The organism is Knoellia sp. AC549 (assembly GCF_979258975.1).
Genome location: NZ_OZ409890.1, coordinates 2,810,311 through 2,835,865, shown reverse-complemented (window position 1 = coordinate 2,835,865; position 25,555 = coordinate 2,810,311). Strand labels below are relative to the sequence as shown.

Below are 25,555 nucleotides of genomic sequence, written 5' to 3'. Positions count from 1 at the left end.
GCCCTCAGGACACCGGATGTGCGCGGCCCACTGTCGACGTGACCGGGCTGTCGACGAGCGGAGCCACCGACACCAGGCGCGCAGCATTGGGGCCGGTCAGCGAGCCGACACCGGCCCGCACCTCGCCGGTGCCCGACACCCGACGGACCCAGACCGCCTCGGGATCCCGGAGGATGACGAGCTTCGAGGTGTCGCGGGCGAGGTCGTGGGTCGTGGTCGACCAGGCACCGCCCACGCGGGACGTCACGGACACCGCCGCCGGGCCACCGCTGGCCGCGATGTTGACGATGCGGGTGAGTCGCTCCGGGCGTGAGGGATAGACGGCGCCGAGCAGGCCGTCGGCCGGGGTCGTCGAGGGAGCCCAGATGAAGTCTCCCGCGGAGGTCCCGACGCGCCAGGAGGCGAACAACGACGCGACGATCGGCACGTCCGCCGTGACCTCGACGGTGTAGGTGCCCTGGACCAGCCCGGTGAGCGCGAGCTCTCCGGTGCTCCGCCCGGGCACGCGGATCACTCCACCACCGGGCACGGGCACAGGCCCGTCCTCACCGATGACCCGGGCACTCACCACGGCCTGCTGACGGTCAGGGACGGCGATGCGGATGGAGCCGCCGGCGCGCATGATGGCGGCCGGGATCACCTGCCGCTTCGACGGGGCGGCCGTCGGCACGGTGGTCTCGGCGCCCACGGGCACCGACCCGTCGAGCCAGATGTCGCTCATGACGGCCCGGACCGTGCCCCCGTTGGCGCGCACGCGCAGGGCCGGTGACTCCTCGGCGCCGCTGATGGCGTCGACGAGCAGGGCGACGCGACCGCGTGCCGGCACGACCGTGGTGCCCGTGGGCGACGGGACGAGGCCCTTGCGACCGAGCACCTGCAGGTCCACCGTCACCTCGTTGGCGCCGGGGTTGCTGAGGACGAGCCGCTCCTGGCGCCCAGCCGCTCCCCCGCCGGCGACGAGCCAGAGGTCGGACCCGGGCCCGGCACACGGCACCGTGGCCAGCCCGTTGATCTCGTCGCGCCCGACGACCCATTCCTGGGTGGCCGCCAGCCCGGGAGCCATCGCACCCGTGGCGAGCACGTCGCTGGGGGCGGCCTGACGGCTCTCACGGCTGCTGGTGACACCACGTTCGGTGATCGGCGCGCTCACGTCCTGCCCGGTCCGGAACGTCAGCGTGCCCTGACCGGAGACGGTCAACGGCGCGAGGACGGCGTCCGGTGCGGTCGCGGCGGCGACCCTGGCCGGCACCTCGATGTCCTCGACGCCGGAGATCCCGCTGAGCTCGGGACCGGGGCACGACAGCGCCGCCGACGCCACCAGCTCGAGCGTGGACGCCGTGTCCTGGCGGTCGGCGGACGGGACGGCCCGGGTCGGTGGCGTCACGACGGCCAGCGTCACGAGACTGCCCGCGGCGACTGCGGTCAGGGCGAGCCGGCCGGGGCCGACCCAGCGTGAGCGCCTCATCGCCGCCTCCTCGAGGCGCGGGTGCCGAAGGGGATGGCGAGGAAGCCGACGACGAGGACCGCGATGCCCTGCAGCAGTCGCCACCACCCGTGTTCGGTCCTCACGTCGATGGCGAGCTCGGACGTGCCCTCAGGCAGGGCGTAGGTCGGCCGGTCAGCGTCGGATGTGGCGACCAGCTGCCGGCCGTCGATCTCGACGGTCGCGTGGCGGGCCCACTGCGCGGGTTCGGCGACGGTGAGCAGGTCACCCTGTCGAGCGGTGACCGTCGTCTCGGTGGCGCCGTGCTCGCCCGTCGCCGCCACCGGCGTGGGGTCGCCGCCGGTGACGATCGAGAGCCGGGTCGGCGCGACGGCTCGGTTGGTGGCGTTGCCGAGAGCAGCGATCCGCCAGACGTCGAAGCCGTCACGGCTGGCGAGGCGGGAGAGCCCCTGGGCCGAGTCGAGCCGCCGCGAGACGTCGTCACCGGCGCCCTGGGCCACGGCGAGGAAGCCGACAGCCTGCTCCGCCAGGCGCGGGCCCGCGTCGGCGCGGGTGCCGTCGAGGAGTCGGCTGACGTCGCTGGCGATGACGGCGTCACCGGCCACGCTCTGGGGAAGGGAGCGGGCCAGCGAGCCGGTCTCACGACCGACGATCCGGTATGCCGCCCCGCTGGGTCCCGGGGTGACGAAGACCGTGCGGTTGGCCAGCTCCCCGGCGGCCTGTTCGACGGCCACCGCCGGCCGCGGGTCGGACCACGTGCGCAGGGTGTCGCCGAAGCCGAACCAGCCGAGGGCACCGGCGCCCGTCAGGGCGAGAAGCCCGAGGGCCCCGACGGCGACGCCTCGGGCGCGGCGACGGAGCACTTCGGCGCCGATCACCGCCGAGGCGAGGAGGGCGAGGGTCAACGGCAGCATGAAGGTGCCGGCCCACGGAGTGACGACGTCGACCGCGCCGGTGTCGACCGTGGACTGCTTCGTGAGGTCGAGGTGCGGTGACGCGAGCACCCCGGCGAGCGCGGCCAGCCCGATGAGGGCGGCCGCCGTGGCCGTCGAGCGGATCGGCCACGGTGCCAACAGCCCGAGAAGGCCGGCAGCGATCACGACGCCGCCGACCCACACCGGCAGGCTGCCCGCCCCGCCGGGATGCAGGAGGGCGAGCTGGAGGGCGTCCGAGCTGGTGGCTCCCCACTGGCTGAGGCCGGGCCCGGTCGCGGCGAGCGCCCAGTCGTCGGCCACATCCGCCAGCCAGGGCCCCAGCAGGAGGGGCGCGACCACGGCCGGCACGAGAGCGAGGCGGCGTGAGACCGACGTGCCGGCCACGGCGACCCCCAGGCACACGAGCACGACGAGGAGGAGCAGCGGTGGGGCGAAGGCGCCCAGCACGGCCGCCCCCAGGGTCGTGGCGAAGGCACCGGTGGCCGTCGCGGCGGGTCGGGCGAGCAGGACGACACCGGCGAGGACCGCTGGGAGCAGGACGAGGGCGACGAGCGCACCGAGCCGGCCCTGGGCGACAGCGGCGCCAGCGGCTCCGGTCGTGGCCCAGGCCAAGCCCGCGGCGGCACGCACGACCCTCGACGAGGTGAGCACCCGCGCCGACGCGTAGGCGCAGAGGGCAGCGAGGGGAAGGGCGAGGACGAGGAGACCACCGACGACGGCGCCTGCCGGTGAGGCGAGGTCGCCGCTGCCGGGCAGGTGCTCGACGATCCAGGTGGGGATCGCCAGCAGGGCCAGGGACGGGCTGGCGGGACCGTCACCACCGAGCCCCGTGCCGTGCCAGCCGTCGAAGGCGGCGTGCCACAGGCTGCTCGACGTGGCCCGGGTCGTGATCAGCTCGCCGCCGGTGACACCGGACCCAAAGCGGTTGAGCAGCCCCCCACCGATCTCGCGCCCAGCGGCTGCGACGACCGCGATGGTGGCGAGGACCGTGAGGACCCCGGGATGCAGGGCCCCCTGGGAGACCAGTGACCGCTCCTGCGCCTCCGTGGTGTCCTCGCCGGGGAGACGCGATGGGGCGACGAGTGCCTCGTGGGCTCGGTCGAGGTTGGACCGCACCACGTCGGAGCCGGGGACGAAGAGGGTGGCGATGTCGCCGGGACGGACCTGTCGACGGCCACGGGTCCGCAGGCGGCCGAGGAGGCCACGGACCGGGTCGAGGCCGCCGAGGTCGCCGAAGGCCTCGGCGGCGGCCCGGGGCCGTTTGAGCAGGAGCAGGCCGATGGCGGCGGCGAGGGAGCTGACCAGGATCCACAGCGCGACGAAGGGTGCGGCCCACCACGAGGACCGCGCCAGGGCCACCCGCCGAGCCGCCCGGCGCCGCGCGCCGGTGGTGGCGGTCGCCAACCCCACCGATGCCACGGACCGCATCCGGGCATCGGGGGCGACGACCACGCGACGTCCGGCGAGCTGGGCCCGCCAGCCGAGGTCGAGGTCACCCCCGAGGTCACCGAAGGAGGACTCCCACCCGTCGAGCTCGCGGAGCAGCGCGGCCGTGGCGAGCATGCCGGCGAGCGGGATGGCCAGGACGTCGCGGCGCAGGTCGTACTGGCCCTGGTCCGGCTCACCCAGGGGTGGGTCCTCGACGACCCGGCCGCTGCGGGTGATGTTGATCCCGACAGAGCGCAGGGTGTGGGGGTCGGCCGCGGCGACGTGCTTCGGGCCGACGAGCCCCACGGACGGGCTCCGTCGGTGGGCGGCGAGCAGCCGCGACAGGGTCCCTGGCTCCGGGATGGAGCCGACCGGGAGCAGCCAGACGAGGTCGTCGTCGTCGAGGTCGGCGGACGGGACCCATTGCGTGACCGCCGCGCGATCCGGCATACCCGGATCAAGACGCACGTGCGAGATGGCGAAGGAGGGCGACTGCGCCGCGGCGACCACGTCGGCGACGGCAGTGCTCGAAGCGGGGGTCGTGTCGAGGACGACGACCCGGTCCGGGCGGGTCGAGGACGCGGCGACCGCGTCGAGAAGGGCGCGCAGGCCGGAGACGTCTGCCGACGTGAGGACGACCGCGTGGACCACCGCCGCGGAGGCCGGGGTGGAGGCAGGTGGCAGCACGGCGGCAGTCGTCAGCGTCATCGGGTGGGCGCGCGCCCGGGTCAGACTGCGCGCTTCTTCAGCTTGCGGCGCTCACGCTCGGACAGCCCGCCCCAGATGCCGAAGCGCTCGTCGTTGGCCAGTGCGTACTCGAGGCACTCGGACCGGACGTCACACCCGACGCAGACCTTCTTGGCCTCACGGGTGGATCCGCCCTTCTCCGGGAAGAACGCCTCCGGGTCCGTCTGTGCGCACAGACTGCGCTCCTGCCAGGAGAGCTGTGTCTCCTCTTCCACCATGGCGTCGATCAACGTCAACTCGTGCATCGCTGCCTCCTCGACCCTTCCGCGACCCAACTGCATGTTCCGACCCCTTCCCCCGAGCTGAGGGAACGCTTGTGCTGGAACACAATGATGAAATTACACGCGTGTCATCCCCATCCGTCAAGCCGAGTTCTGATATCGGGGCAACTTTCTTCGGGAAGACCGGCGTGTCGGCGGAACTCGCGGGTTGAGCCAGAATGTCCCGCATGCGAATCACAGCCCTCGCGGGCGGCGTCGGCGGAGCCCGGTTCCTCAGAGGCCTTCGAGCCCATCTCGACGTCGTGGCACCGGAATCCGAGCTGACCGTCATCGCCAACACCGGCGACGACATCAGCCTCTTCGGGCTCAGGGTGTGCCCGGACATCGACACGTTGCTCTACACCCTCGGCGGCGGGGTCGACGAGGTCCAGGGCTGGGGTCGGGCCGGCGAGTCGACCCGGGTGCAGGGTGAGCTGGCGGCCTACGGCGCGGTGCCGCAGTGGTTCACGCTGGGTGATCTTGATCTCGGCACCCACATCGTGCGCTCGCAGTGGCTGGCGCAGGGGCACACCGCATCGGTCGTGACGGCCCGGCTGGCGGAGCGGTGGGGGCTGCCCGAGCAGCGCATCCGACTGCTGCCGATGACGGACACCCCGGTGGAGACCCACGTCGTGCTCGACGAGGGAGAGACGCAGCGAGCCGTGCACTTCCAGGAGTGGTGGGTGCGCCTGCGGGCCGCGGTGCCCGCGTCGCGCTTCGTCGTCGCCGGTCTGGACCGGGCGGCCGCCGCTCCCGGCGTCCTCGACGCGCTGCGTGACGCCGACGTCATCGTGCTGCCGCCCTCGAACCCGGTCGTGTCGATCGGCATCATCCTCGGCGTGCCCGGTGTGCGCGACGCGCTGCGAGGCTCGACGGCCCCGGTCGTGGGTGTCTCGCCGCTCATCTCCGGGCGACCGGTGCGGGGGCACGCCGACGCCTGCCTGTCCGCCATCGGCGTGGAGTCGACGTCCGCTGCCGTGGCCGGGCTCTATGCCGACTTCCTCGACGGATGGCTCGTGGACCCGGCGGACGCGTCGGTGACGGTGCGGGGAGTGGAGACCGCGGTCCACGACGGCCCCCTGCTCATGACCGACGTGCCGGCCACCGCGCACATCGCGGAGAGCCTCCTCGCGCTCGCCGAGCGAGTCCGCACGTGACCCGATGACCCGGCCGCTGACGATCGTCCCTGTCCTCGGCGTGCCTGAGGTGCGCGAGGGTGACGACGTCGCCGCTCTGGTGCTCGCCGCCCTCGGTGACACCTCACTCGCTCCTGGTGACGTCGTCGTCGTGTCGAGCAAGGTCATCTCAAAGGCGTTGGGGCTCACCGGCGTCGGGTCCGACAAGTCCGTGCTCGTGCAGGACGAGTCCGTCCGTGTCGTGGCGGAGCGGACCTCCGGCGATCGCATCACCCGCGTCGTCGAGGCCCTTGCCGGACCCGTCATGGCCGCTGCGGGGATCGACGGGTCCAACACCGGCCCGTCCGGCGCGCTCCTGCTCCTGCCCCACGACCCGGACGCGTGTGCGCGTGCGTTGCGCTCGGGCCTGCTCTCCCTCTCCGGTATGCCGCCCAGCGCACCTCTCGCCGTCGTGCTCAGCGACACGGCCGGTCGGCCCTGGCGGGCCGGGCTGACGGACTTCGCCCTCGGTGCGGCCGGGCTGCGCGTGCTCCTCGACCACCGCGGCGAGTCGGACGCCGATGGGCGGGTGATGTCGGTGACTGCGCGCGCCGTGGCCGACGAGATCGCTGCCGCGGCCGACCTCGTCAAGGGCAAGGCGGACGGTGTGGCCGCGGCGGTCGTCCGCGGGCTTCCCGCGTCGTGGTTCGACGACGGCTCGGAGCACGAATCTGCCTCTGGTGCACGGCAGCTCGTGCGCACCGGCACCGGCGACTGGTTCGCGCTCGGCCACGTGGAGGCGCTCCGTCTGGCGCTGGGGGTCGCCCCGGGCTCCCCCGAGTCCGAGGCCGTCGGGATCCGTTCGGTCGGACCCGAGGCCTTCGCCGCGCGGGTGGCGCGCGTCGTGTCGCTGACGCTCCTGGCCGACGAGGACGCGAGCGTCGACCTCGAGGTGGCCACGACGGGGGGTGACCCCGCAGGCGACACCGAAGGCATGGCCACGGTGACCCTGGGGGCGGCCGACGACTACGCCCTCGGGCGCCTCAGCCAGCGGCTGGAGATCGCGGCTGCCTCCGAGGACCTGCACGCCGCCCTCATGGGCGAGCCCACCGCTGAGCACTCCGTCACGGCCACACTCACCGCCTCTGCCCCTCCCCCGCCCGTGGCGTGACCTGGCGATCCCACGCAACTTCGTGGCGGTGGGGCGCCGGATGAGCGACGCTCGTGGCCATGGCTCATGCGTCCGACTCCGCACCGACCTGGGTCCTCCTCGAGGGCACCAGCGACGTCGCCGCCGTGCGCTCCCTCCGAGCGGCACGAGGTGTCCGGCCGGCCGACGAACCCTGCCTCCTCGTGGACATGGGCGGCGCCACCAACATCCGACGCCATCTCGCCGCCGCCGCCGACAGCGACCCGCCGCCGAGGGTTCTCGGACTGTGCGACGAGCAGGAGGCGCCGTACTTCGTGCGGGCGCTCGCGGCATACCGGCCGGTCCTCCGGGTCCCCTCCCGTCCGGGACCGAGCGTCCAGCCGTCGGTGGCGACGTTGCCGGACTTCGGCTTCCAGGTGTGCCGACGCGACCTCGAGGACGAGCTGATGCGCGCCCTCGGCGTCGACGGCACGCTGGCGGTGCTCGCGGACCTCGACCTCGACGCGACGTTCGCCGCGTTCACCCGACAGCTGGCCTGGCAGGGGCGGCCGGTCATGGACCAGCTGCGGCGCTTCGTCGGCACGACCTCCGGGCGCAAGGAGCTGCTCGCGGGGGCCATGGCAGCGGCCCTCGCCGAGGATGACTGCCCTCCCCCGCTCACGGCGCTCCTCGACTCGATGCCCCTGTCCTGAGGGGCCGTCCAGTCAGCTGCGGCCGGGCAGGTGGGTCGGCAGGGTGAACCGGGGGCCCCGCCGCGGCCTCATGGCACCGGAGAGCTCGAGCAGGCGCTGCACGCGGTAGCGGTGGCCGGCATAGGGCTCGAGCAGCTCCGCGAGCCCGTCGTCGTCGACCGGCGACCCCGTGAGGGCCCACCCGATGTTCTTGGCGACGTGGTAGTCCCCGAAGCTCACGGCATCGGCGTCACCGAGGGCCCGGTGCGCGACCTCGTTGGCCGTCCAGCGGCCCACGCCGGGCACCGACTCGAGACGACGTCGGGCCTCGAGCGGCGGCATACCCACCACGCCCTCCAGCCGACCGGCACGGGAGGCGGCCGTCACCACGGGACGGGACCGGGCACCGTCGACGCCCGCGCGGAGCCACTCCCACGACGGGATGAGTGCCCACGTCCTCGGGTCGGGGGGAGCGACGAGGTGCAGTGCCGCACCGATGCCCGGGGCGGGAGTTCCGTTGCGGCGCACCAGTGCCCGGTATGCCGCGAACGCCTCTTTGCCCGTCACCCGCTGTTCGATGATGGTGGGGATGAGTGCCTGGACGACGAGCCCCGATGCGGGCACCCGCCAGCCGTCGAAGCGGCGATGAGCCTGCGCGACGACGTCATGGTGGGGCTCGAAGCCGGAGTCGTCGTCGTGCTCGCCGAGCACGTGCGGGAGCCGGTCGAGGACCCATTCGGCGCCCTCACCCCAGGCCTCTGCGGCGACCTCACCCACCCGAGGGTGGTCGACGAGACGCAGGGTGACCACCCCCGTCGGCACCCGCCATGCGAAGACCCAGGTGCGGCCACGGTCGGTCCAGGACGTCGGGTCCCCACCCCCCCGACGGAAGGTCGACACCACGGCGCCGAGCTGCACCGGCCGCGCAGGTCTCACCGTCCGGGTCAGCGGCGCAAGCTCGCTCATCCGAGGTGTCGGGGCGCGACTCGCAGCTCGGGACCAGCAGGCACGGCGGGCTCCTTGAACGCGAGCCAGACATAGGTCGGAACGAGCGGAAGGGTTGCGACCAGGGCCTTCTCGGGCAGACGACCGACCCACTGGGGCACGACGTCACCGCCGGAGAACGCGGTGGGGTCGCCGAGCACCGGCAGGGTGTAGTCCCACACGTCGAACGCTGCGAACATGCGCCTCAGCCCGGCCGGTGTCGAGTACTTCTCGTAGTAGTGCTCGCCCTTGCCGGCGAGTTGCAGGTAGCGGTCGGCGGCGCGCTGCGGCAGCCACGACAGGAACGGCAACCGGTGGTGTGGCTCGATCACCTGCCAGCGGTGTCCGATGCCGAGGTAGAGGACCCCGCCCGGCGCCAGCACCCGGTGGATGTCGGCGACGACGGCATCGGGGTCGACGACGTGCTCATAGATGTGGTTGAGGACAGCGACATCGACCGAGCCGTCCTCGAAGGGCAGGTCCTCGCCACGCGCGAGACGGAAGTCGACACGGTCCCCGAAGCGCTCGCGGGCCTTGGCCAGGCCGGGTTCGTCGATGTCGACGCCGGTGGTCTCAGCCCCCGCCAGGGCGAGCTCGTCGGCGATGAAGCCCGCCGAGCAGCCGACGTCGACCGCCCGCAGCCCGGCGAGTGCGCCCCCCTCGTCGGAGGCTGAGCGCCCCAGCCCGTGGGCGATGACCGCGATGAGCTTGTCGGCCTTCTGGCGCCGTGCCTGCTCGTCGAGCATCTTGCCCATCTGCTCCGAGTAGGCGAGCTGCTCCTCACGAGGCCTGTCGTTGCCGCTCATGTCCGTGATCCTAGGAGGTGGTGCGAACGTGCCCACGACCAGCCGACCGCGGCCACGACGACGTCGGCGACGACCGAGAAGAAGCGTGAGATCACGACGATGGCGAACGCGGCCGGCAGGGGCATGAGCGCCCCGAGCAGCAGGGCGAGCACGCCGTCGCGCACGCCGACACCCGCCGGCACGATGATCGAGAACATCCCGATCGCCGAGGCGAGGGCGAAGCCGCAGATCGACGTCACGACGAGGTCGCGCACCGGGGTGTCCGGCGACAGCGAGTGCGCGAGCACGAGCACCGAGAGGCCGGCGCTCAGCCAGGCAAGGACGAACCACAGCGTCGTCAGGGCGATGGCAGGTGCGGTGAGCTCGTGCTCGAGCGGTTCGCGACGCAGGATCCGCAGGGTGCGGGCAATGACCCGGTTGAGCAGCCGCGGCCAGAGGAGCAGGAGCAGCACCAGGGCGGGCGCGAACCACCACACCGACCGGAGCTCACCGGAACGCGCCAGCAGCAACGGCAGGGCGGGCACGCCGACGATGGCGCCGGTGAGCACCGAGAGCATGATGGACAGCAACCCGACGATGCCCATGCGTCGGCGGGGCACCCCGAGCCGTGAGCCCAGGTCGGCCTGTGCCACGACGCTCCAGACCGAGCCGGGGAGGTACTTGCCCAGCTGCCCGACGAAGAAGACGCTCGCCCCGGCGGGCACCGGCAGCCTGGTGCCGAGGTCGGCCAGCAGCACGCGCCAGCCCAGCAGGCTGAAGACGGGCGCGAGCATCCCGACGACGAAGGCACCGACGAGCGTCGCCGCCGGGACGTCGCGCAGGTGGGCCGACACCTCACCCCAGTTGCGCCACACCGCGATGACGACGCCCGCGAGCACCAGGACGGCGACGACGATCCGGACGGCGTCGAGCAGGCGCCCCCGCGTCATGAGCTCACGGCGTCACCGACGCCGGAAGGTGAGCCGCAGGATCCCGTATGCCGGGACCGCACCTGATCGACGCGCCTCCGGTTGCGCTGCGCGCACCTCACGGGCGGAGGCCGACGCGGCCCGGATGCGCTCGGTGATGTCGCCGTCGACGTCTCCGACGAGGACGAGGCCGAGGTCGTCGGCCCGGGCCAGGACGCCGCGGATGTCGGCTGGACTGATGGCCCACTCCGGGTCGTCCTCGCCCACGGGCAACGTGATGATGAGGAGGCCGCCCGAGCGCAGCGCCCAGGAGGCCTGTCCCACGGCGTGGTCGACGTCGTCGGCCCCACAGCCACCGGGGTGGAGGCGGGCGATGACGTCGAGGCTCGCGGTGTCGACGTCGAGGACCTCGACCGAGGTGCGCCGACCGGTGAGCTCGAGCTCGACCGGCTCGAACCCCAGCGCCCGGGACCATCGTGAGAACGGGCTGCGGGTGCCGGACTCGTCGACGATGAGCGCGCCCCGACGCCCGTCGTCCCGGATCCGCAGGATCGCGGCGAGGGCACCGAGCGCCGCCCAGGCCGAGACGGCGTCGGAGCAGCGCGGGAGGCCCAGCTGGCGGGCGAGGTGCTGCGCGTCGAGGGCGTCCTCGTCCACGGCGAGCAGGTCAGACGCCCGGACCCACTCGGGGAAGTCGGTGGGGCGCAGCGGGAGCTGCTTGCGACGGCGGAGCCGGACAGCGGTGACGAGGTCCTTGGCGCGCTGCACCGGGGTGTCCGGCGGCACGACGTCGCGCTCGACGTCGTCGACCAGCGCCTCGGACTCGGCGCTGGCCAGGGCCTCGATGCCGCCGACGTAGTGCGCCCACGGCCCGCTGAGATCAGGTGGGCGGACCCCGGAACGCAGCCGGGCGGCATACCCACGGTCGGAGAGGCGACGCAACGCCTCGACGAGGGACGCCCGGTCACTGGGCGGCACGAGAAGTCCGTCGACGCCGTCGCGGACCTGGCCGCCGAAGGTGCCGACGTGCGAGGCGAGGACGGGGAGGCCGTGCAGTCCGGCGAGCAGCACGTTCTGGGACGCGGTGGCGTGGCGGTAGGTCAGGGTCAGGACGTCGTGGCGAGCCATCAGCGCCGCGATGCGGTCGGCCGGGACGTAGCCGCTGTGCACCTCGACGCGTCCGGCCAGCCGCGGGTCGGCGGCGAGCTCCTTGACCCGGCGACCGCTGTCGCCCCACATCTCACCCGCGATGGTGAGGGTGAGCTCGGGGACCTCGAGCATGGCGTCGAGGAGCAGGTCCACACCCTTGTAGTCGCGCACGATCCCGAGCGCCAGCAGCCGCGTGGGACCGGTGGACTCGACGTGCTCCTCGGGTGGACCGCCGGGCAGGTGAGGCGGGAGGTCGAGCTCACGGACGTGCGCGGCGCCGAGCTCGGTCGCGAGCTTGGCCTGCGAGTCGGAGTGCACGACGACGGAGTCCACCCGTCCGAGGAGGGCGCCCATGAGCTGCCGGTCCCCCGGCCGGGTCTCGTGCGGCAGCACGTTGTGGGCGATGACGATGGAGCGCGGACCGAGACCGCTGCTCGAGGTGCGCCCGGCTCCGGCAGCCCGCAGGACGGCCAGGTTGGACGGGACCCCCTGCGGGATGACGTGGACGACGATGACGGCGTCCATGCCCCGCAGCCGCCGCCCGGTGCGCACCCACGTGTCCGGGCGCGCCCACGACAGCGAGCGGATGGTCCGCGGGAACGGCTCGACATCGGGTGCCCCACCGGGGACGGCCTGCTCGCCCGGGTAGAGGAACGAGGGGTAGAGGTGGCTCCACGAGACGAGCGTGACGTCGTGCCCCGCCTCGGCCAGCTCGTGGCAGAGCTCCGTCGTGTGCGAGGCGACGCCGCCCTTGTAGGGGTGGGTCGGCCCGACGACTGCGAGGCGGAGCGAGGCCGAGTTGTCCCGGTCAGACACCGTCTCTCGACCTCACGACGAGGTCGGAGAGCAGGGCGAGCGAGGCGATCATCATGCCGCTGACGATGAGCAGCACGGTCGACGCCGGGAAGTAGAACGGGTGCCGCACCATGTCGACGACGCCCTTGCCGAGGCCCAGGAGGATCATCCAGAGGGCCGGCGGCATGAGGACCTTGAGCGGGTCGAAGTACATGACCATGCGCAGGACCTGGAGGATGTAGCGGTAGGCGTCGCCCACGAAGTGGAACTTGCTCACGCCGGCGCGCTTGGCATAGGCCGTCTCGACGTACTTGATGTCGTGCTGGTTGCTGAGGAAGGCGATCGTGATCGTCGTGACGCACGAGAACCCGGCCGGGAGCAGCCGCAGGTAGGGCAGCGACACCTCGCGACGGAACGCGCGCAGGCCGCTGTTGAGGTCGGGGATCTTGGTCTTGGTCAGCCACTGCGCGACGTTGCGGATGAACCACTTCGCGGGGACGCGCGCCCACTTGTGGGTGCCCTCCTCGGTGGTGCGTGCACCGACGACCTGGTCGTAGCTCGCGTCGTCACGCAGGATCCGCACGAGCTCGGGGATGCGCTCGTTCTCGTAGGTCATGTCCGCGTCGGTCCACACGACGATCTCGCCGTGGGCCTGCTGGGTGCCGATGCGTCGGGCCGTGCCGGAGCCACCGTTGCGGCGGAACGGCATGATCCGCAGGTTGGCGAAGTCGCGCGCCGCCTGCTCCAGCACCTCGAGGGTGTTGTCGGTCGAGGCGTCGTCGATGCACAGCAGCTCGTAGGTGAACTCGCTGCTGTTCATCGCCGTCGTGATGCGGTCGATCTCCTTGAGGACGTGGGCGCCCTCGTTGAAGCAGGGCAGGACGATCGTCACGTAGGGCCGTGGCGTGCCGTCCTCGAGCAGGGCCGAGCGGGTGGCGGGCTCGACAGGCAGCTCGTATGCCGTCCGCTCACCGTGCGGTGCGCTGTCACCGACCTCGCCGGGGTCGTCACTCCCTCCCGCGAGCTCACCCGTGCGCACGGTGATGCGCTCGGTCGGTGGGGCCGTGGGCGCCGGCGGAGTGGTCGCGATGACCTCGGTCTCAGGGTGCTCGTTCATCGCTGCCGAGACTACCCGTCGGTGACGCGTTCTCCGGCGCCTCGACGACCCTGCCCACTAGCCTGCTGGCGTGAACTCGCTCGCCATCCCCCTCTGGATCGACGCCGTCGCGGTGGGGTTCGGCGGGCTGGCCGGTGCGTTGGCCGCGCGGCGTCAGGGGTTCGACATCGTCGGGGTGCTCTTCCTCGCCGTCATCGGCGGGCTGGGTGGGGCACTGCTGCGTGACCTCCTCCTGCAGGTGCCGGTGCGCGCCCTCACCTCGCCCTGGCTGCTGCCGTCGGCGTTCGTCGGAGGCGCGCTCGCCGCGCCGCTCCTCAAGGTCGTCGGGCCGTTGCGGTTCCGGCGGGACGTCGCGTTCACGCTGCTCGACGCGATGTCGCTCGCGATGTACTCGATCCTCGGCACGGATCGTGCGATGACGGTCGGGCTGCCGCCGATCTCGTGCGTCTTCGTCGGCACGATCGCCGGGGTCGGCGGGGCGCTCATCCGCGACGTACTCATCAACACCACGCCGGAGCACTTCAGGCCCGGGTCGTTCTACGTGCTCGCCGCCATACCTGGCTGCGTCACCTACTTCGTGCTGCGCTCGCTCGAGCTGCCGGTCCTGGTCTCCGCCCTCGTGTCCATCGGCGTCGTCATCGCCGTCCGCATGTCCTCGTGGTCGCTCGACTGGCAGACCGGCCGGCGTCCGAAGTCCGCGCGCTGACTCGGACGGGCACACGGCATACCGGCGTCGGATCGTCTCGGGCGCTTCAGCTGCGTCTGCTCAGGGGTGGAGAGACTGGTCTGCGTCGACGAGCCGCAGGTCGGTGAACCGCACGACCAGACCGGAGCGCGTGGGGGCGCAGCACAGAAGTCCCACGCGGAGCGGGCCGGGCGGCAAAGGCGCCACGCGGACAAGCCGCCAGGGCTCGTCGCCGCTTCGGGCCCGGACCGTGAGCGCATCGCCGGTGCGACTTGCGCGCACGACGACGGCCTGGCCCAACCACTCCGGCACGGGGGCCACCGACCAGTCCGAGACACCTCGCGTGACGACCGCCCCCAGCTGCAGGACGCCGTCGGCCAGCTCGACGCCGGCCTTGACCCACTGCTCCGCGTCGGCACGGATGAGCAGGCCCGCCTGGTCGAACTGGGCCGAGAAGTCGGCGATGAAGCTGACCTCGGCGGCCGTCCCGTCGGGGAAGTCGGTGAGCAGGGCGTGACCTGTGTCGTGGATGAAGCCGTACGAGGTGGTGCGCCACAGGTCGCTGCCCTCCGCCGCGGTGACCAGCAGGTCGTGCTGGTCCCGGACCACCTGCGGGGGTGGGTTCAGCCAGTCGAGATGCCGCCAACCCGTTCGCCACCCGTCGGCCGGTCCTCGATCGCTCATGGGGTCGACCCTCCCACGAGTTGCGCGCTGGAGATCGTGCGGTGATGCTCGTCGTCGAGGGGAGCTTGCTGACTGCCCCCAGAGTCCCGAGCTTCCGGATGGAAGGTGCGAGATGCCCCAGTTCGCCGTCCTCATCTACGCCGATGACTCTGCACACGAACCCGGAGAGACCGCTGCCACTTCCGACGACATCGCCGAGTGTGACGCGCACGCGGCCGAGCTCGCTTCGCAGTCCACCATGACTGCTGCGTGGGCCTTCACGCCCCGGGCCCTGGCCAAGGCGATTCGAGCCGGAACGGTCACCGACGGGCCGTTCGTCGACTCGCCGCAAGTGGTGGCTGGGATCTACATCCTCGACGCTCCAGATCTCGACGCTGCGCTCGCCACGGCGGCAACCAACCCGGTCGTGCGACAGGGAGGTGGGCTCGAGGTCCGGCCCATCCACAGCGGAGGTCCAACAGATCCTGCGCAGCCCTGAGGGAAGGCGCACGCTCTTGGCGGAAGTGCCCGAACCACTCCCGGCCACTTCCGGCTCAGGCGTCGTGGATGGGTTCCTTGGGCAGCTTGCGGACCTTGGCCCGGCGACGGCGCCGCTCGGGGATCATCGAGCGCATCTCCTCGAGCTTGCCGAAGCAGAGCAGGCGGTCCTCCGGCTCCAGCGCGGTGCGCCGACGCGGGTTGGGGATGACGGTGGTGCCACGGTGCAGGGTCAGCACCGTGATGTCCCGGTCCTCGAGCCCGGACTCCGCGATCGTCCTGCCGACGAGGTCGGCGCCGCCATGGACGACGAGCTCCGCGACGCCGTAACCCGTTGAGACAGTGAGGCGCTGGCGCACGTCGATCTCCGGGAAGGCCACCTGGTTGCCGATGTAGTCGATGATCGCGCCGGCGACGTCGAGCTTCGTCGCCGTCTCGATGCCCTCGAGTCCCGGCGAGGAGTTGACCTCCATGACGAGTGGGCCATCGGCGCCTTCGAGCATGTCGACGCCCGCCACGCGCAACCCCATGATCTGGGCCGAGCGCACCGCCGCCTCCTCGAACGCCGGGTCGAGCGTCACCGGCGCGACCGACCCGCCACGGTGCACGTTGGAGCGGAACTCGTCCCCCTGGGCGGTCCGGCGCATCGCGGCCACGACCCGGTCGCCGACGACGAGGGCCCGGATGTCGCGCCCCTTGCTCTCCTTGACGAAGCTCTGGATGAGGACGTTCTGGCTCGTGCTGTGCAACGTCTCGATGATCGCCTCGGCCACCTTGGTGTCCGGCGCGAGGATGACGCCGATGCCCTGCGTGCCCTCGAGCAGCTTGATGACGACGGGAGCGCCGCCGACCCGTTCGATCGCGGGCAGGACGTCAGCCCGGTTGCGCACGAAGGTCGTGGCCGGCATACCGATCTGGTGTCGCGACAGGATCTGGGTCGCGCGCAGCTTGTCGCGCGAGTTCGAGATCCCGTTGGCGGTGTTGGGGGTGTAGACGTCCATCTGCTCGAACTGCCGCACCACCGCGGTGCCGAAGTAGGTCACCGACGCCCCCACGCGCGGCAGGATCGCGTCGTAGTCCGAGAGCGTCCGGCCGCGGAACTGCAGGTCGGGCTCGGGCCCCGAGAGGTCGATCGCGAAGCGCAGGGTGTTGAGCACCTTGACGTCGTGCCCTCGGTCGAGTCCGGCGGTGCGCAGCCGCTGGGTCGAGTACGCCCGGGGCGCGCGAGAGAGGATCGCTAGCTTCATGTGGGGTACCTGCAAGGATGGTCGGGTGCCGGTCGAATCCCATCCAACCATCCGTGTCGGATGGCGTGAGTGGGTGCGTATGCCGTCCGCCGGCCTTCCGTGGATCAAGGCCAAGATCGACACCGGGGCCCGGTCCTCGGCGGTGCACGCGTTCGACGTCGAGCGCTTCGAGCGTGACGGGGAGCCGTGGGTGCGCTTCTCGATCCACCCCTGGCAGGGCAGTGACGAGGACGCCGTCACTCTCGAGCGTCCCGTCGTCGACGAGCGGCTCGTGCGCTCGTCCTCGGGCCACTCCGAGCAACGCCTCGTCGTCGAGCTCGAGCTCGTCCTCGCCCGCCGCCGTCGCACGACCGAGGTGACCCTGAGCCGGCGCGACGAGATGGGTTTTCGCCTGCTCATCGGCCGCGAGACCCTGCTCCACGGCTACGTCGTCGACCCGGCCGTGTCCTATCTCGGGCCCCGACCCAAGCTGCACCTGCGACGCCGCAACCGGGGCCGGTCATGACAGTCGCCAGGCCCGCTGCTCGCGCGTCGTTCGGCATCGGGACCGTGAAGGTTCGGCCCGGGCACACCCGCGAGATCGGGCTGCCCATCACCAAGCTCGTCACCGGGTCCGAGCTCAGCCTCCCCGTGCGCGTCGTCCATGGCCGTCACGACGGTCCGGTCGTGTGGGTCAACGCCGCGATCCACGGCGACGAGGTCGTCGGCGTCGAGGTCATCCGTCGTGTCCTGGCGACCCTGTCCCCCAAGACCTTCCGCGGCACGCTGCTCGCCGTCCCGATCGTCAACGTCCACGGCTTCATGGCCGGTGACCGCTACCTCCCCGACCGGCGCGACCTCAACCGCTCGTTCCCCGGCTCGCCCCGCGGCTCGCTGGCGGGGCGCATCGCAAGCCTGATGATGCGCGAGGTCGTCGCCAAGTGCGAGGTCGGCATCGACCTGCACACCGGCTCCGACCGGCGCACCAACCTGCCGCAGATCCGAGCCGACCTCGACGACCCCCGCACCCGTGCCCTCGCCGAGGCCTTCGGTGCGCCGGTGATGCTGCACGCCAGGCTGCGCGACGGGTCGCTCCGGGCAGCCGCCCGCGAGACCGGGGCGACGGTGCTCCTCTACGAGGCAGGCGAGGCGATGCGCTTCGACCAGTGGGCCATCGAGGCCGGCGTGGCCGGTGTCCTGAGGGTCCTCGAGGCCCTCGACATGGTCGACCCCGTGGTCGGCGCTCCTCCGGTGACCGGCCTGGTGAGCCGGCGCACCGGCTGGCTCCGGGCCCGACGCACCGGCATCGTCCACCTCGACGCGACCCTCGGTCAGCGCGTCGAGGTCGACGACCGCCTCGGCAGCCTGAGCGACTCCTTCGGCCGGACCCTGCGCCTCGTCCGGGCCGACCGCCCCGGCGTCGTCATCGGCCGCACGACCGCACCACTCGTCAATCGCGGTGACGCCCTCGTCCACATCGCCGAGATCGAGGGCGCCGAGCCCCCCGGCATCCCGGACAGCCCGGCAGCCAGCGACGGGTTCGACGCCCTCGACCAGATCCAGGTGCTCTGAGATGGCTGAGAGGGTGCGCTTCCCCAGCTCCTCCGGCGAGCTCCTCGCCGGGCTCGTCGACCTGCCCGAGGGCGAGCTCCGGGGCTGGGGGGTCTTCTCCCACGGGTTCACCCTCGGCAAGGACTGCCCGGCGGCCTCCCGCATCTGCAAGCAGCTGGCCGCCGAAGGCGTCGGCATGCTCCGCTTCGACAACCTCGGGCTCGGCGACTCGGCGGGCGAGTGGGGCGACGGGTCCTTCTCGCACAAGGTGGCCGACACGGTGGAGGCTGCGCGGTTCATGGCCGCGAGCGGCCGCCCGGTCGAGCTGCTCGTGGGCCACTCGTTCGGTGGCGCCGCCGTCCTCGCCGCCGCGGCCGACATCCCCGAGGCGCGGGCGGTCGCCACGGTGGGAGCTCCCTTCGACCCCTCGCACGTCGAGCACCAGTACGACGCGGTCGTCGAGCGGGTCATCGCCGAGGGTGAGGCCGTCGCGACGTTCGGCAACAAGGCGCTCACGCTGCGACGCGAGTTCGTCGAGGACGTGCGCCGAGCGGACCTGCGCGAGTGCATCACCAGCCTGCGTCGACCCCTGCTCGTGCTGCACTCCCCGACGGACAACACCGTGGGCATCGCCAACGCGAGCGACATCTTCCGCACGGCCCGGCACCCACGCAGCTTCGTCTCGCTCGAGGGCTCGGACCACCTGCTCACCGCACCCGGCCAGGCCAAGCGGGCCGCCCGCATCATCAGCGCCTGGGCCGACCAGTACCTCGTCGACTGAGCACCCCTGGACCCGCTGTGTCCGGAGCCACCCTCCTGTGGAAGCGTGGAGCGCGTGGACACTGGCGCAGTACTCGACCTCATGAAGCAGGTGGCCGCCGAGGTCATCACCCCCCGGTTCCGAGCCCTGGCCGATGGTGAGGTGATCGAGAAGAACCCCGGCGACCTCGTCACGGTCGCCGACCGCGAGGCCGAGGTGCTCCTCACCCAGGCGCTCAGCGCGGCATACCCCGATGCCGTCGTCCTCGGGGAGGAGGCGCACAGCGCGGACGGGAGCATCCTCGTGCGCTACACCGGGGCCGAGCACGCCTTCACCGTCGACCCGGTCGACGGCACCAAGAACTTCGTCCACGGCAGCCCCGACCACGCCGTGATGATCGCCGAGACCGTCGCGGGCCGGACGGTGCGCGGCTGGATCTGGCAGCCTGAGCACGAGGTGGCCTGGGTCGCCGAGCGCGGCGCCGGCGTCGAACGCAACGGCGAGCGCATCACCCGTCGACCCGTCGGACCCGACGACGCACCCCACGGCGCCACGTCCATCTGGTCGCTGCGCGGCCACGCGCTGGCGGACCTGCCGGCGCTCCGCCCGTCCTGGGTCTGCTGCGGCGTCGACTACCCCAAGCTCATCGAGGGCGAGGTCGACTACATCCTCTACAGCCGCTCCAACGCGTGGGACCACGCACCCGGGTCGCTCATGGTCACCGAGGCCGGTGGCCACGTCGGACACCTCGACGGCGTCGAGTACTCCCCGCGCTCGACGCAGCCGGGCCTCGTCGTCGCATCGGACCGGACGACGTATGCCGCCGTCGCCCGCCGTCTCCCGGACGACCTCACCCCTCGCTGACGCCCGTCCACACCTCGAGCGACAAGGGCACGAGCCCGTCCGGCCGCTGCTCGAGGAGCCGGTCGTCCTCGGCCACGAAGACGTCACTGACCTGACGGATGTCGTTGGCCCGCAACGCCTCCAGCTGCGCGGTCCCCTCCGCGGCGAGCAGGACGAGGCGACCGCCACGGGCCGAGACGGCCCGGTCGATCGTCGCGACGGTCGTCGCGAGTCTCGGCGGGTCCTGGCGCAGCGTCTGGGTCGTGGAGAGCGCGGCCCGACCACACTGCCCGCGGACGACCTGAGGCCACTCGTTTGCCGCACGTGAGTCGATGGCGAGGACGACGTCACCGTCCCTGAATGAGGCACACACACCCTCCACCGCCGCGAGAGCACCCAGCTCCACCCGTTCGGCACGATGTGGCCAGGTCGCGGACGCGGTCGGGATGAGGGTCGCCGCGACGACGGCCACCCCCGCGCCGACCGCCACGGCGACGGGAGCGCGCCGAGAGAGGTGGCGGACGGCATACGCCGCAGCCGCCACGCACAGCAGGATGACGAACGGCAGCACGATGACGAGGCGCCGCTCGGCCCACGGGTGGTCCGGCGTGATGCCCGGGCGCCAGAGGGTCATCGCCGTCGAACCGGCACCGACGAGCAGCGGTCCGGTCCAGGCCGGCAACGGCTCCCGCGCGACCCAGTGGGCCGCGACGAGGCGCACTGCCCAGGCGAGAGCGGCCAGCGCGATGACGAGCGCCGGGATGCCGACCCACCACGACAACCAGGCCACGGTCTGCTCGGCATAGGTGCGACCACCGTCGACCGTCAGGCCCTGACGCTGCTGGAGCCCGGCGACGACGCGCGAGCCGGGGTCGTCGGGTGACTGGCGCACCGTCTGCCACAGCGGTCGGCTCGCGAGGAGGAGGCCGAGGCCGACGACGGCAACACCCAGGGCGGTGGGCAGGACGCGTGAGAACGCCTGTGGCACAGCGCCCCCACGCCGTTGCCACCAGAGCATGGCGGTCGCGAGGAGGCCCATGATGGCGCCGAGTCCGACGAGCGGGACGAGGCTGGCGGCGATGGTGCCGAGGTACTGGTTCGACAGCCAGAGCGCTGCGAGACCGGCCAGCAGGGTCGAGGCTCCCGCCCCGAGCAGGGTCAGGCGTGGCCACCACTGGCCCTGGGCGAGCGCGAGGGCCGCGACGGGGATGAGCAGGATCGTCTCGCGCAGGCCGTCGATGCGGACGAACGCGGTGCCGCCGACGAGGACGCCGGCGAGGAGCGCAGCGCGGCCGACCTCACCGCGCGCACCCTCGCGGGCGGCGATGACGAGGGCGAGCAGTCCACCCCCGAGCGTCACCATGGCCAGCGGCTCGGAGTAGGTCGCCCGCGCCGTGTGCAGGACCGGGAAGAGCAGGGCGACGCCGACCGCGGCCACGGGTGACCAGCGCGGCGCGCCGACGCGTGAGGTGATCAGACCCAGCCCCAGGATGCCGAGCGCCGACATCAGCGCCGGGAGCAACAGGGCGCCCGTCGGGCCGCCGAGCCACACCCCCATCGACCAGACCGCGCCGGGCCCCACGACGAACTGAGGCTGGACGGCCGGGGCCGCGTCATCCCCGACCTCGTAGAACGCCGGGCTCGAGAGCGTGATGCCGTCGAGGGCGAGCACCTCCGGACCGCCGACCGAGGCCGGGTCGACGGGCACGACCCGGCGGTGCGTCTCCGCCATCGAGATCGCCGTCTGCAGATAGCTCGCGGAGTCACGCCGCGGCAGCACCTGCTCGGAATGCGTTGTGGCGGTCCAGATCCCGGCACCGACGCTGACGCCGACCAGCAGCGCTGCGGTCCAGACGGGCAACGACCGAGCGGGTATGCCGTGTGCCCACCACCCGCTCCCGGCTGCCGCGACGACGGCGAGGGGAAGGACGAGCCAGGGGAACCACCAGCCGATCCCGGAGAGGACGACGGCGAGCAGGGACATGACGACGACCCACGTCGCCGCCCCGAGGACGATCGTCTGGAGCCACCGACCTGCCGCTCGCTCGAGCGACGATGCGGGCAGGTCCTCCTCAGCGGTCGGCAGCGGGCGGCTCATGGTCGCCCACGCTATCTGGCGCCGGCTCCGTAGTCTGGGCCGGTGACCCGACCCGCCGACGTCCTGCAGCAGATGCTCCGCTCCGACTCCGCCAAGCCGCGGATCACGACCTACGACGACACCGACGGCCCGACGAGGGGCGAGCGCATCGAGCTGTCTGCGCGCGTCCTCGGCAACTGGGTCAACAAGGCGGCCAACGCGCTCCAGGACGAGTTCGACGTCGCCCCGGGATCGGTCGTCCGGCTCGACCTGCCGCCACACTGGCGCACCGCCTACTGGGCCCTCGCGGTCTGGTCCGTCGGCGCGACCGTCAGCCTCGACGCGCGCGACGCGACCCCTGGGCCGGACGTCCTCGTCACCACCGACCACGACACGGCGGCTGCCGCGACCGAGCACTCCCCCACCGTCCTCGTCACGCTCGCCGGACTCGCACGCGCCGCCACCCCGCCGGCGCCGGGCGGCATCATGGACGAGGCCAAGGAGCTCAGCACCCACGGCGACCAGTTCGCCGCGTGGGAGGAGCCGGCCGACAGCGACACCGCCCTGGTCGCCGAAGGTGGGCGGACGGCATACAGAGATCTGGTGGGTTCGGCTCTGCCGCAGGCGAGCTCAGCAGAACGCCGGCACCTCACGACGACGGACACGGTCGACTTCCTCCGCGCCTGCCTGGCCCTGTGGGCGGCAGACGGCTCGGTCGTGCTCAGTCGCGGCGAGGCGCCGGCGGACGTCCTGGCGGAGCGCTCCCGGATCGAGGGAGCCACGGGCCCCTGATCCGGGAGGGCGTCACATCTGCTTCTCGATGGCCTTCCAGGTCAGCGTCGCGACGACGCCGGTGGAGGCGAGTTTCGCGCGGGTCTGCGCGGCCTTGACGGCCGTCTCGGTGGCCGGGCCGAAGGAGCCGTCGGCGCCGATCCGCAGGGCCCGCTGGACCGCGAGGACGTGAGCGCCCTTGGAGCCGCGCTTGGCCACGCTGTTCCAGAAGGGCAGCAACGGGTGCACCTTGAGCTCGACCTTGGCCCACGTGGCGGCGTCGGTGACGCCGGTGGCCGGGAGACCGACGGACTTCTGGAACGCGACGACGCGTGCCGCCGTGGCTTGGCCGTAGGAGCCGTCCACCGCGAGCCCGCCCAGGCCGGCCTGCAGCACCTTGACGGCGGTGCCCTTGGAACCGGTGCGCAGGACGGTCGACTTGTATGCCGTGAACTCGGTCGAGAGGGCGGCGTTCGTCGGCGGCGGCGTGACGGGGGGAGGCGTCACCGTCGTGGGCTTGCCCATGAGGGCGGCCCAGGTCGACGCAGCCACCACTCCGGTCGGCGGGATCCGCTTCGACGTCTGGTAGGCCTTGACCTTGGTCTCGGTGTCCGGGCCGAAGGAGCCGTCGGCGGCGATCCTGAGGGCCTTCTGCAGCGCGACGACGGCAGGACCCTTCGACCCTCGCTGGAGGACGAGCTTGGCGTAGGCGGCCAGCGGCGACGTCGTGGGCGGCGGGGTGGTGGTGACCGGCGGGGGCGGGGTCGTCGCCACCCCCATGAGCGCCTTCCACGTCGAGGTGGCGACGATGCCGGTCGGGGCGATGCGCTTCGAGGTCTGGTAGGCCTTGACCTTGGTCTCGGTGCCCGGCCCGAAGGAGCCGTCAGCCGTGATCCTGAGGGCCTTCTGCAGGGCGACGACCGCCGGCCCCTTGGAGCCGCGCTGGATGACCGTGTTGACGTAGGGCGCGAGCGGGCTCGGCGCCGCCGCCACGCGTGACGGCACGAGTCCCCGCAGGACCAGTCGGGTCCACGTGGCGTTGTCGAGCTGCTTGGTGACGGCGATGGCCTGGCGGGACTGCCAGGACGCGACGGCCGACTCGGTGCCCGGACCGAACACGCCGTCCTTGGCCAGACCGAGGGCACCCTGGGCGAGGAGCAGGTCCTTGTGCGTGTCACCGCGCTTAAGCAGCGGGTAGCCGCTGGCGGTGACGGGAGGAACCGTGTTGGGGATCGGCGTCGCCGGACCGGAGCCGGAGACCGGGCCGGTGAGCTGGACCGAGGTGAGCGCCTGGCCGGTCCACCACGAGGTGCGCTTGTAGGCGCCGTCCCAGGTGAACGAGATGTGGATGTGGTCGGTGTGCGGCGAGACCCCCGAGTAGGGCGCCCAGCCACGGCCCGGGTCGTAGGCCCGCCACATCTGACGGTTCCAGATGATGTAGTTGATGCCGAAGCGGCGTGCCATGGCTCCGGGACGGCCCTGCTCGTCGGGTGCCGAGAGCCAGCGGGTGATCGCGTTGCCCAGCGCGAGTCCGTCGGCGCTGTAGGCGTTGACCATCCAGTCGAGCGCGCGACCCTCCCCGTGCTCGGCGGCACAGGTCCGGTTGATCCCGTAGACGTGCCTGCCGTAGTGGCCGTTGAGCAGCTGGGCGAACGCCGTCGGACCTGGCAGGTCACCGCTGAGGCAGCGGTAGCCCTCCTGGTACTTCGGGGCGATGTCGAGCTCGCTGGGGAGCGGCTTCGAGGGAGGCGTCGGGATGCCCGCCACCCGAGCGGCCGTGGCGGTCCCCCCGGCGAGGGAGAGGCCGAGCGGGATCGACAGGAGGGAGACGGAGACGGCACCGAGGGCGCGAACCGGTCCTCGGGTCGACGTGGCAGGCGAAGTGGCGCGCGTCAACGAAAGCTCCTCAGGGGGCAAAAAGTGAAAATTTGGTGCCGATGGTCAGTCACAGACGTCACACCAGACACGTGGGCCGTCACAGTTGTCCCATTGGCCACAGGGGTTCCGCAAGTGGAACGGACGAAATTACACACATGTACTTCGTCAGACCCCGTGTGGACACGCAGAATCTCCCGTTCAAGGCTCCAAACTCAGGAAGATCTCCGGCACGTGTTCGACGCCCATCAGGGCCCCGCCGTGCTGGCCCCCCACCACATCGAGGCCCCTCCCGTGGGGAACTAGAGTTCCCGCCATGGACAAGGTCGTCTCCTCTGCAGCCGCAGCCCTCGAGGACGTCCGCGACGGTGCCAGTCTGGCCGTCGGCGGGTTCGGGCTCTGCGGCATACCCAGCGTTCTCATCAACGAGCTGCACGCCATGGGGGTGCGCGACCTCGAGGTCTTCTCGAACAACTGCGGCGTGGACGACTGGGGCCTGGGCATCCTGCTCGGTGCCAAGCAGATCCGGCGCATGGTGTCGTCCTACGTCGGCGAGAACAAGGAGTTCGCCCGCCAGTACCTCGAGGGAGAAGCTCGAGGTCGAGCTCACGCCGCAGGGCACCCTGGCCGAGCGCCTGCGCGCCGGCGGCGCCGGCATCGCGGCCTTCTTCACCCCGACCGGCGTCGGGAGCCAGGTCGCCGACGGTGGACTGCCGTGGAGGTATGCCGCGGACGGGACCGTCGCTCTCGCCTCACCTCCCAAGGAGACCAGGTCCTTCTTGCTCGGCAGCGAGGAGCGGACCTTCGTCCTCGAGGAGGGCATCGCCGCGGACTTCGGCCTCGTGCGCGCCTGGAAGGGCGACCGCCACGGCAACCTCGTCTTCAACAAGTCCTCCCGCAACTTCAACCCGCTCTGCGCGATGTCGGGACGCATCACGATCGCCGAGGTCGAGGAGCTCGTCGAACCCGGGGAGCTCGACCCCGACGAGGTCCACCTGCCCGGGATCTATGTCCAGCGCGTGGTTCCCCTGACGCCAGAACAGGCCCAGGACAAGCGAATTGAGAAGCGCACCGTGACGACACCGAAGGAGGCCTGA

The 25,555-nt window shown here is 72.2% G+C and carries 22 protein-coding genes and 1 pseudogene; 11 read left to right on the top strand and 12 right to left on the bottom strand.

Features of this window, described 5'->3' with window-relative positions; all coding sequences use genetic code 11:
• Positions 1-4 precede the first annotated feature (4 nt).
• Genes ACZZ98_RS13825 through ACZZ98_RS13815 form a run of 3 tightly spaced genes read right to left on the bottom strand, consistent with a single transcriptional unit; the run spans position 5 to position 4,799 of the window.
• Positions 5-1,465 carry a DUF5719 family protein gene (locus ACZZ98_RS13825; RefSeq protein ID WP_463516785.1) on the bottom strand — a complete coding sequence of 487 codons (1,461 nt, stop codon included), beginning with the start codon at positions 1,463-1,465 and terminating at the stop codon, positions 5-7.
• Positions 1,462-4,515, bottom strand: coding sequence for a glycosyltransferase (locus tag ACZZ98_RS13820; protein ID WP_463516784.1), 3,054 nt, complete (start codon positions 4,513-4,515; stop codon positions 1,462-1,464). The genes ACZZ98_RS13825 and ACZZ98_RS13820 overlap by 4 nt, the downstream gene beginning before the upstream one ends.
• A gap of 20 nt (positions 4,516-4,535) precedes the next feature.
• A complete protein-coding gene (locus tag ACZZ98_RS13815) occupies positions 4,536-4,799 on the bottom strand; it encodes a WhiB family transcriptional regulator (protein WP_353950824.1) in 264 nt (87 codons plus the stop codon).
• 203 nt (positions 4,800-5,002) lie between these two features.
• Between ACZZ98_RS13815 and cofD the strand changes: the two genes are divergently transcribed.
• Genes cofD through ACZZ98_RS13800 form a run of 3 tightly spaced genes read left to right on the top strand, consistent with a single transcriptional unit; the run spans position 5,003 to position 7,771 of the window.
• Entirely contained in the window at positions 5,003-5,971 is a 969-nt protein-coding gene (gene cofD / locus ACZZ98_RS13810) for a 2-phospho-L-lactate transferase (RefSeq protein WP_463516783.1), read from the top strand.
• Positions 5,972-5,975: 4 nt separating this feature from the next.
• Positions 5,976-7,100: a coenzyme F420-0:L-glutamate ligase gene (locus ACZZ98_RS13805; protein WP_463516782.1), complete on the top strand. Its 1,125-nt coding sequence runs from the start codon at positions 5,976-5,978 to the stop codon at positions 7,098-7,100.
• A gap of 59 nt (positions 7,101-7,159) precedes the next feature.
• Positions 7,160-7,771: a hypothetical protein gene (locus ACZZ98_RS13800; protein WP_463516781.1), complete on the top strand. Its 612-nt coding sequence runs from the start codon at positions 7,160-7,162 to the stop codon at positions 7,769-7,771.
• A 12-nt stretch (positions 7,772-7,783) separates the two neighbouring features.
• Here the strand turns inward: ACZZ98_RS13800 and ACZZ98_RS13795 are convergent, their stop codons facing one another.
• Genes ACZZ98_RS13795 through ACZZ98_RS13775 form a run of 5 tightly spaced genes read right to left on the bottom strand, consistent with a single transcriptional unit; the run spans position 7,784 to position 13,509 of the window.
• A complete protein-coding gene (locus ACZZ98_RS13795) occupies positions 7,784-8,716 on the bottom strand; it encodes a DNA-3-methyladenine glycosylase family protein (RefSeq protein ID WP_463516780.1) in 933 nt (310 codons plus the stop codon).
• Entirely contained in the window at positions 8,713-9,540 is an 828-nt protein-coding gene (locus ACZZ98_RS13790) for a class I SAM-dependent methyltransferase (RefSeq protein ID WP_463516779.1), read from the bottom strand. Before ACZZ98_RS13790 ends, ACZZ98_RS13795 begins: the two co-directional genes overlap by 4 nt.
• Positions 9,537-10,469 (bottom strand): lysylphosphatidylglycerol synthase domain-containing protein, encoded by a 933-nt coding sequence (locus tag ACZZ98_RS13785; RefSeq protein WP_463516778.1) that lies wholly within the window; start codon positions 10,467-10,469, stop codon positions 9,537-9,539. Before ACZZ98_RS13785 ends, ACZZ98_RS13790 begins: the two co-directional genes overlap by 4 nt.
• A gap of 12 nt (positions 10,470-10,481) precedes the next feature.
• On the bottom strand, positions 10,482-12,413 hold the full coding sequence (locus ACZZ98_RS13780; protein WP_463516777.1) for a glycosyltransferase family 4 protein: 1,932 nt from the start codon (positions 12,411-12,413) through the stop codon (positions 10,482-10,484).
• Positions 12,406-13,509, bottom strand: a complete 1,104-nt coding sequence (locus ACZZ98_RS13775) for a glycosyltransferase family 2 protein (RefSeq protein ID WP_463516776.1) — start codon at positions 13,507-13,509, stop codon at positions 12,406-12,408. The genes ACZZ98_RS13780 and ACZZ98_RS13775 overlap by 8 nt, the downstream gene beginning before the upstream one ends.
• A gap of 70 nt (positions 13,510-13,579) precedes the next feature.
• On the opposite strand from ACZZ98_RS13775, the gene ACZZ98_RS13770 reads away from it, so the two are divergent.
• Entirely contained in the window at positions 13,580-14,215 is a 636-nt protein-coding gene (locus ACZZ98_RS13770; RefSeq protein ID WP_463516775.1) for a trimeric intracellular cation channel family protein, read from the top strand.
• A gap of 60 nt (positions 14,216-14,275) precedes the next feature.
• Here the strand turns inward: ACZZ98_RS13770 and ACZZ98_RS13765 are convergent, their stop codons facing one another.
• Entirely contained in the window at positions 14,276-14,878 is a 603-nt protein-coding gene (locus ACZZ98_RS13765; RefSeq protein WP_463516774.1) for a DUF1349 domain-containing protein, read from the bottom strand.
• Between the two features lie 112 nt (positions 14,879-14,990).
• Here ACZZ98_RS13765 and ACZZ98_RS13760 point away from each other — a divergent pair, with 112 nt between their 5' ends.
• On the top strand, positions 14,991-15,356 hold the full coding sequence (locus ACZZ98_RS13760; RefSeq protein WP_463516773.1) for a YciI family protein: 366 nt from the start codon (positions 14,991-14,993) through the stop codon (positions 15,354-15,356).
• A gap of 55 nt (positions 15,357-15,411) precedes the next feature.
• Here the strand turns inward: ACZZ98_RS13760 and ACZZ98_RS13755 are convergent, their stop codons facing one another.
• Entirely contained in the window at positions 15,412-16,602 is a 1,191-nt protein-coding gene (locus ACZZ98_RS13755) for a RimK family alpha-L-glutamate ligase (protein ID WP_463516772.1), read from the bottom strand.
• On the opposite strand from ACZZ98_RS13755, the gene ACZZ98_RS13750 reads away from it, so the two are divergent.
• The 4 genes from ACZZ98_RS13750 to ACZZ98_RS13735 are packed head-to-tail and all read left to right on the top strand — an operon-like array spanning position 16,601 to position 19,756.
• The gene (locus tag ACZZ98_RS13750; RefSeq protein ID WP_463516771.1) at positions 16,601-17,107 is read left to right on the top strand and encodes an ATP-dependent zinc protease family protein; all 507 of its coding nucleotides are present in this window, start codon (positions 16,601-16,603) and stop codon (positions 17,105-17,107) included. The genes ACZZ98_RS13755 and ACZZ98_RS13750 overlap by 2 nt on opposite strands.
• Positions 17,104-18,153, top strand: coding sequence for a succinylglutamate desuccinylase/aspartoacylase family protein (locus tag ACZZ98_RS13745; RefSeq protein ID WP_463516770.1), 1,050 nt, complete (start codon positions 17,104-17,106; stop codon positions 18,151-18,153). The genes ACZZ98_RS13750 and ACZZ98_RS13745 overlap by 4 nt, the downstream gene beginning before the upstream one ends.
• Before the next feature lies 1 nt (position 18,154).
• Positions 18,155-18,913: an alpha/beta hydrolase family protein gene (locus ACZZ98_RS13740; protein ID WP_463516769.1), complete on the top strand. Its 759-nt coding sequence runs from the start codon at positions 18,155-18,157 to the stop codon at positions 18,911-18,913.
• A 54-nt stretch (positions 18,914-18,967) separates the two neighbouring features.
• A complete protein-coding gene (locus ACZZ98_RS13735) occupies positions 18,968-19,756 on the top strand; it encodes an inositol monophosphatase family protein (RefSeq protein ID WP_463516768.1) in 789 nt (262 codons plus the stop codon).
• Here the strand turns inward: ACZZ98_RS13735 and ACZZ98_RS13730 are convergent.
• Positions 19,743-21,833, bottom strand: coding sequence for a hypothetical protein (locus tag ACZZ98_RS13730; RefSeq protein ID WP_463516767.1), 2,091 nt, complete (start codon positions 21,831-21,833; stop codon positions 19,743-19,745). The two genes, ACZZ98_RS13735 and ACZZ98_RS13730, sit on opposite strands and share 14 nt — an antisense overlap.
• Positions 21,834-21,875: 42 nt before the next feature.
• On the opposite strand from ACZZ98_RS13730, the gene ACZZ98_RS13725 reads away from it, so the two are divergent.
• Positions 21,876-22,604 carry a TIGR03089 family protein gene (locus ACZZ98_RS13725; protein WP_463516766.1) on the top strand — a complete coding sequence of 243 codons (729 nt, stop codon included), beginning with the start codon at positions 21,876-21,878 and terminating at the stop codon, positions 22,602-22,604.
• A 12-nt stretch (positions 22,605-22,616) separates the two neighbouring features.
• Here the strand turns inward: ACZZ98_RS13725 and ACZZ98_RS13720 are convergent, their stop codons facing one another.
• On the bottom strand, positions 22,617-24,479 hold the full coding sequence (locus tag ACZZ98_RS13720; protein ID WP_463516765.1) for a peptidoglycan-binding domain-containing protein: 1,863 nt from the start codon (positions 24,477-24,479) through the stop codon (positions 22,617-22,619).
• A 295-nt stretch (positions 24,480-24,774) separates the two neighbouring features.
• Between ACZZ98_RS13720 and ACZZ98_RS13715 the strand changes: the two are divergent.
• Positions 24,775-25,555, top strand: a pseudogene (locus ACZZ98_RS13715) (CoA transferase subunit A).

Bases quoted from the DNA above. Each gene is read 5' to 3' on its own strand.
- ACZZ98_RS13805 (WP_463516782.1), top strand. From the start codon at position 5,976: ATGACCCGGCCGCTGACGATCGTCCCTGTCCTCGGCGTGCCTGAGGTG.
- ACZZ98_RS13815 (WP_353950824.1), bottom strand. From the start codon at position 4,799: ATGCACGAGTTGACGTTGATCGACGCCATGGTGGAAGAGGAGACACAG.
- ACZZ98_RS13755 (WP_463516772.1), bottom strand. From the start codon at position 16,602: ATGAAGCTAGCGATCCTCTCTCGCGCGCCCCGGGCGTACTCGACCCAG.
- ACZZ98_RS13790 (WP_463516779.1), bottom strand. From the start codon at position 9,540: ATGAGCGGCAACGACAGGCCTCGTGAGGAGCAGCTCGCCTACTCGGAG.
- ACZZ98_RS13750 (WP_463516771.1), top strand. From the start codon at position 16,601: ATGTGGGGTACCTGCAAGGATGGTCGGGTGCCGGTCGAATCCCATCCA.
- ACZZ98_RS13795 (WP_463516780.1), bottom strand. From the start codon at position 8,716: ATGAGCGAGCTTGCGCCGCTGACCCGGACGGTGAGACCTGCGCGGCCG.
- ACZZ98_RS13820 (WP_463516784.1), bottom strand. From the start codon at position 4,515: ATGACGCTGACGACTGCCGCCGTGCTGCCACCTGCCTCCACCCCGGCC.
- ACZZ98_RS13740 (WP_463516769.1), top strand. From the start codon at position 18,155: ATGGCTGAGAGGGTGCGCTTCCCCAGCTCCTCCGGCGAGCTCCTCGCC.
- ACZZ98_RS13825 (WP_463516785.1), bottom strand. From the start codon at position 1,465: ATGAGGCGCTCACGCTGGGTCGGCCCCGGCCGGCTCGCCCTGACCGCA.
- ACZZ98_RS13760 (WP_463516773.1), top strand. From the start codon at position 14,991: ATGCCCCAGTTCGCCGTCCTCATCTACGCCGATGACTCTGCACACGAA.
- ACZZ98_RS13785 (WP_463516778.1), bottom strand. From the start codon at position 10,469: ATGACGCGGGGGCGCCTGCTCGACGCCGTCCGGATCGTCGTCGCCGTC.
- ACZZ98_RS13775 (WP_463516776.1), bottom strand. From the start codon at position 13,509: ATGAACGAGCACCCTGAGACCGAGGTCATCGCGACCACTCCGCCGGCG.
- ACZZ98_RS13745 (WP_463516770.1), top strand. From the start codon at position 17,104: ATGACAGTCGCCAGGCCCGCTGCTCGCGCGTCGTTCGGCATCGGGACC.
- cofD (WP_463516783.1), top strand. From the start codon at position 5,003: ATGCGAATCACAGCCCTCGCGGGCGGCGTCGGCGGAGCCCGGTTCCTC.
- ACZZ98_RS13800 (WP_463516781.1), top strand. From the start codon at position 7,160: ATGGCTCATGCGTCCGACTCCGCACCGACCTGGGTCCTCCTCGAGGGC.
- ACZZ98_RS13765 (WP_463516774.1), bottom strand. From the start codon at position 14,878: ATGAGCGATCGAGGACCGGCCGACGGGTGGCGAACGGGTTGGCGGCAT.
- ACZZ98_RS13730 (WP_463516767.1), bottom strand. From the start codon at position 21,833: ATGAGCCGCCCGCTGCCGACCGCTGAGGAGGACCTGCCCGCATCGTCG.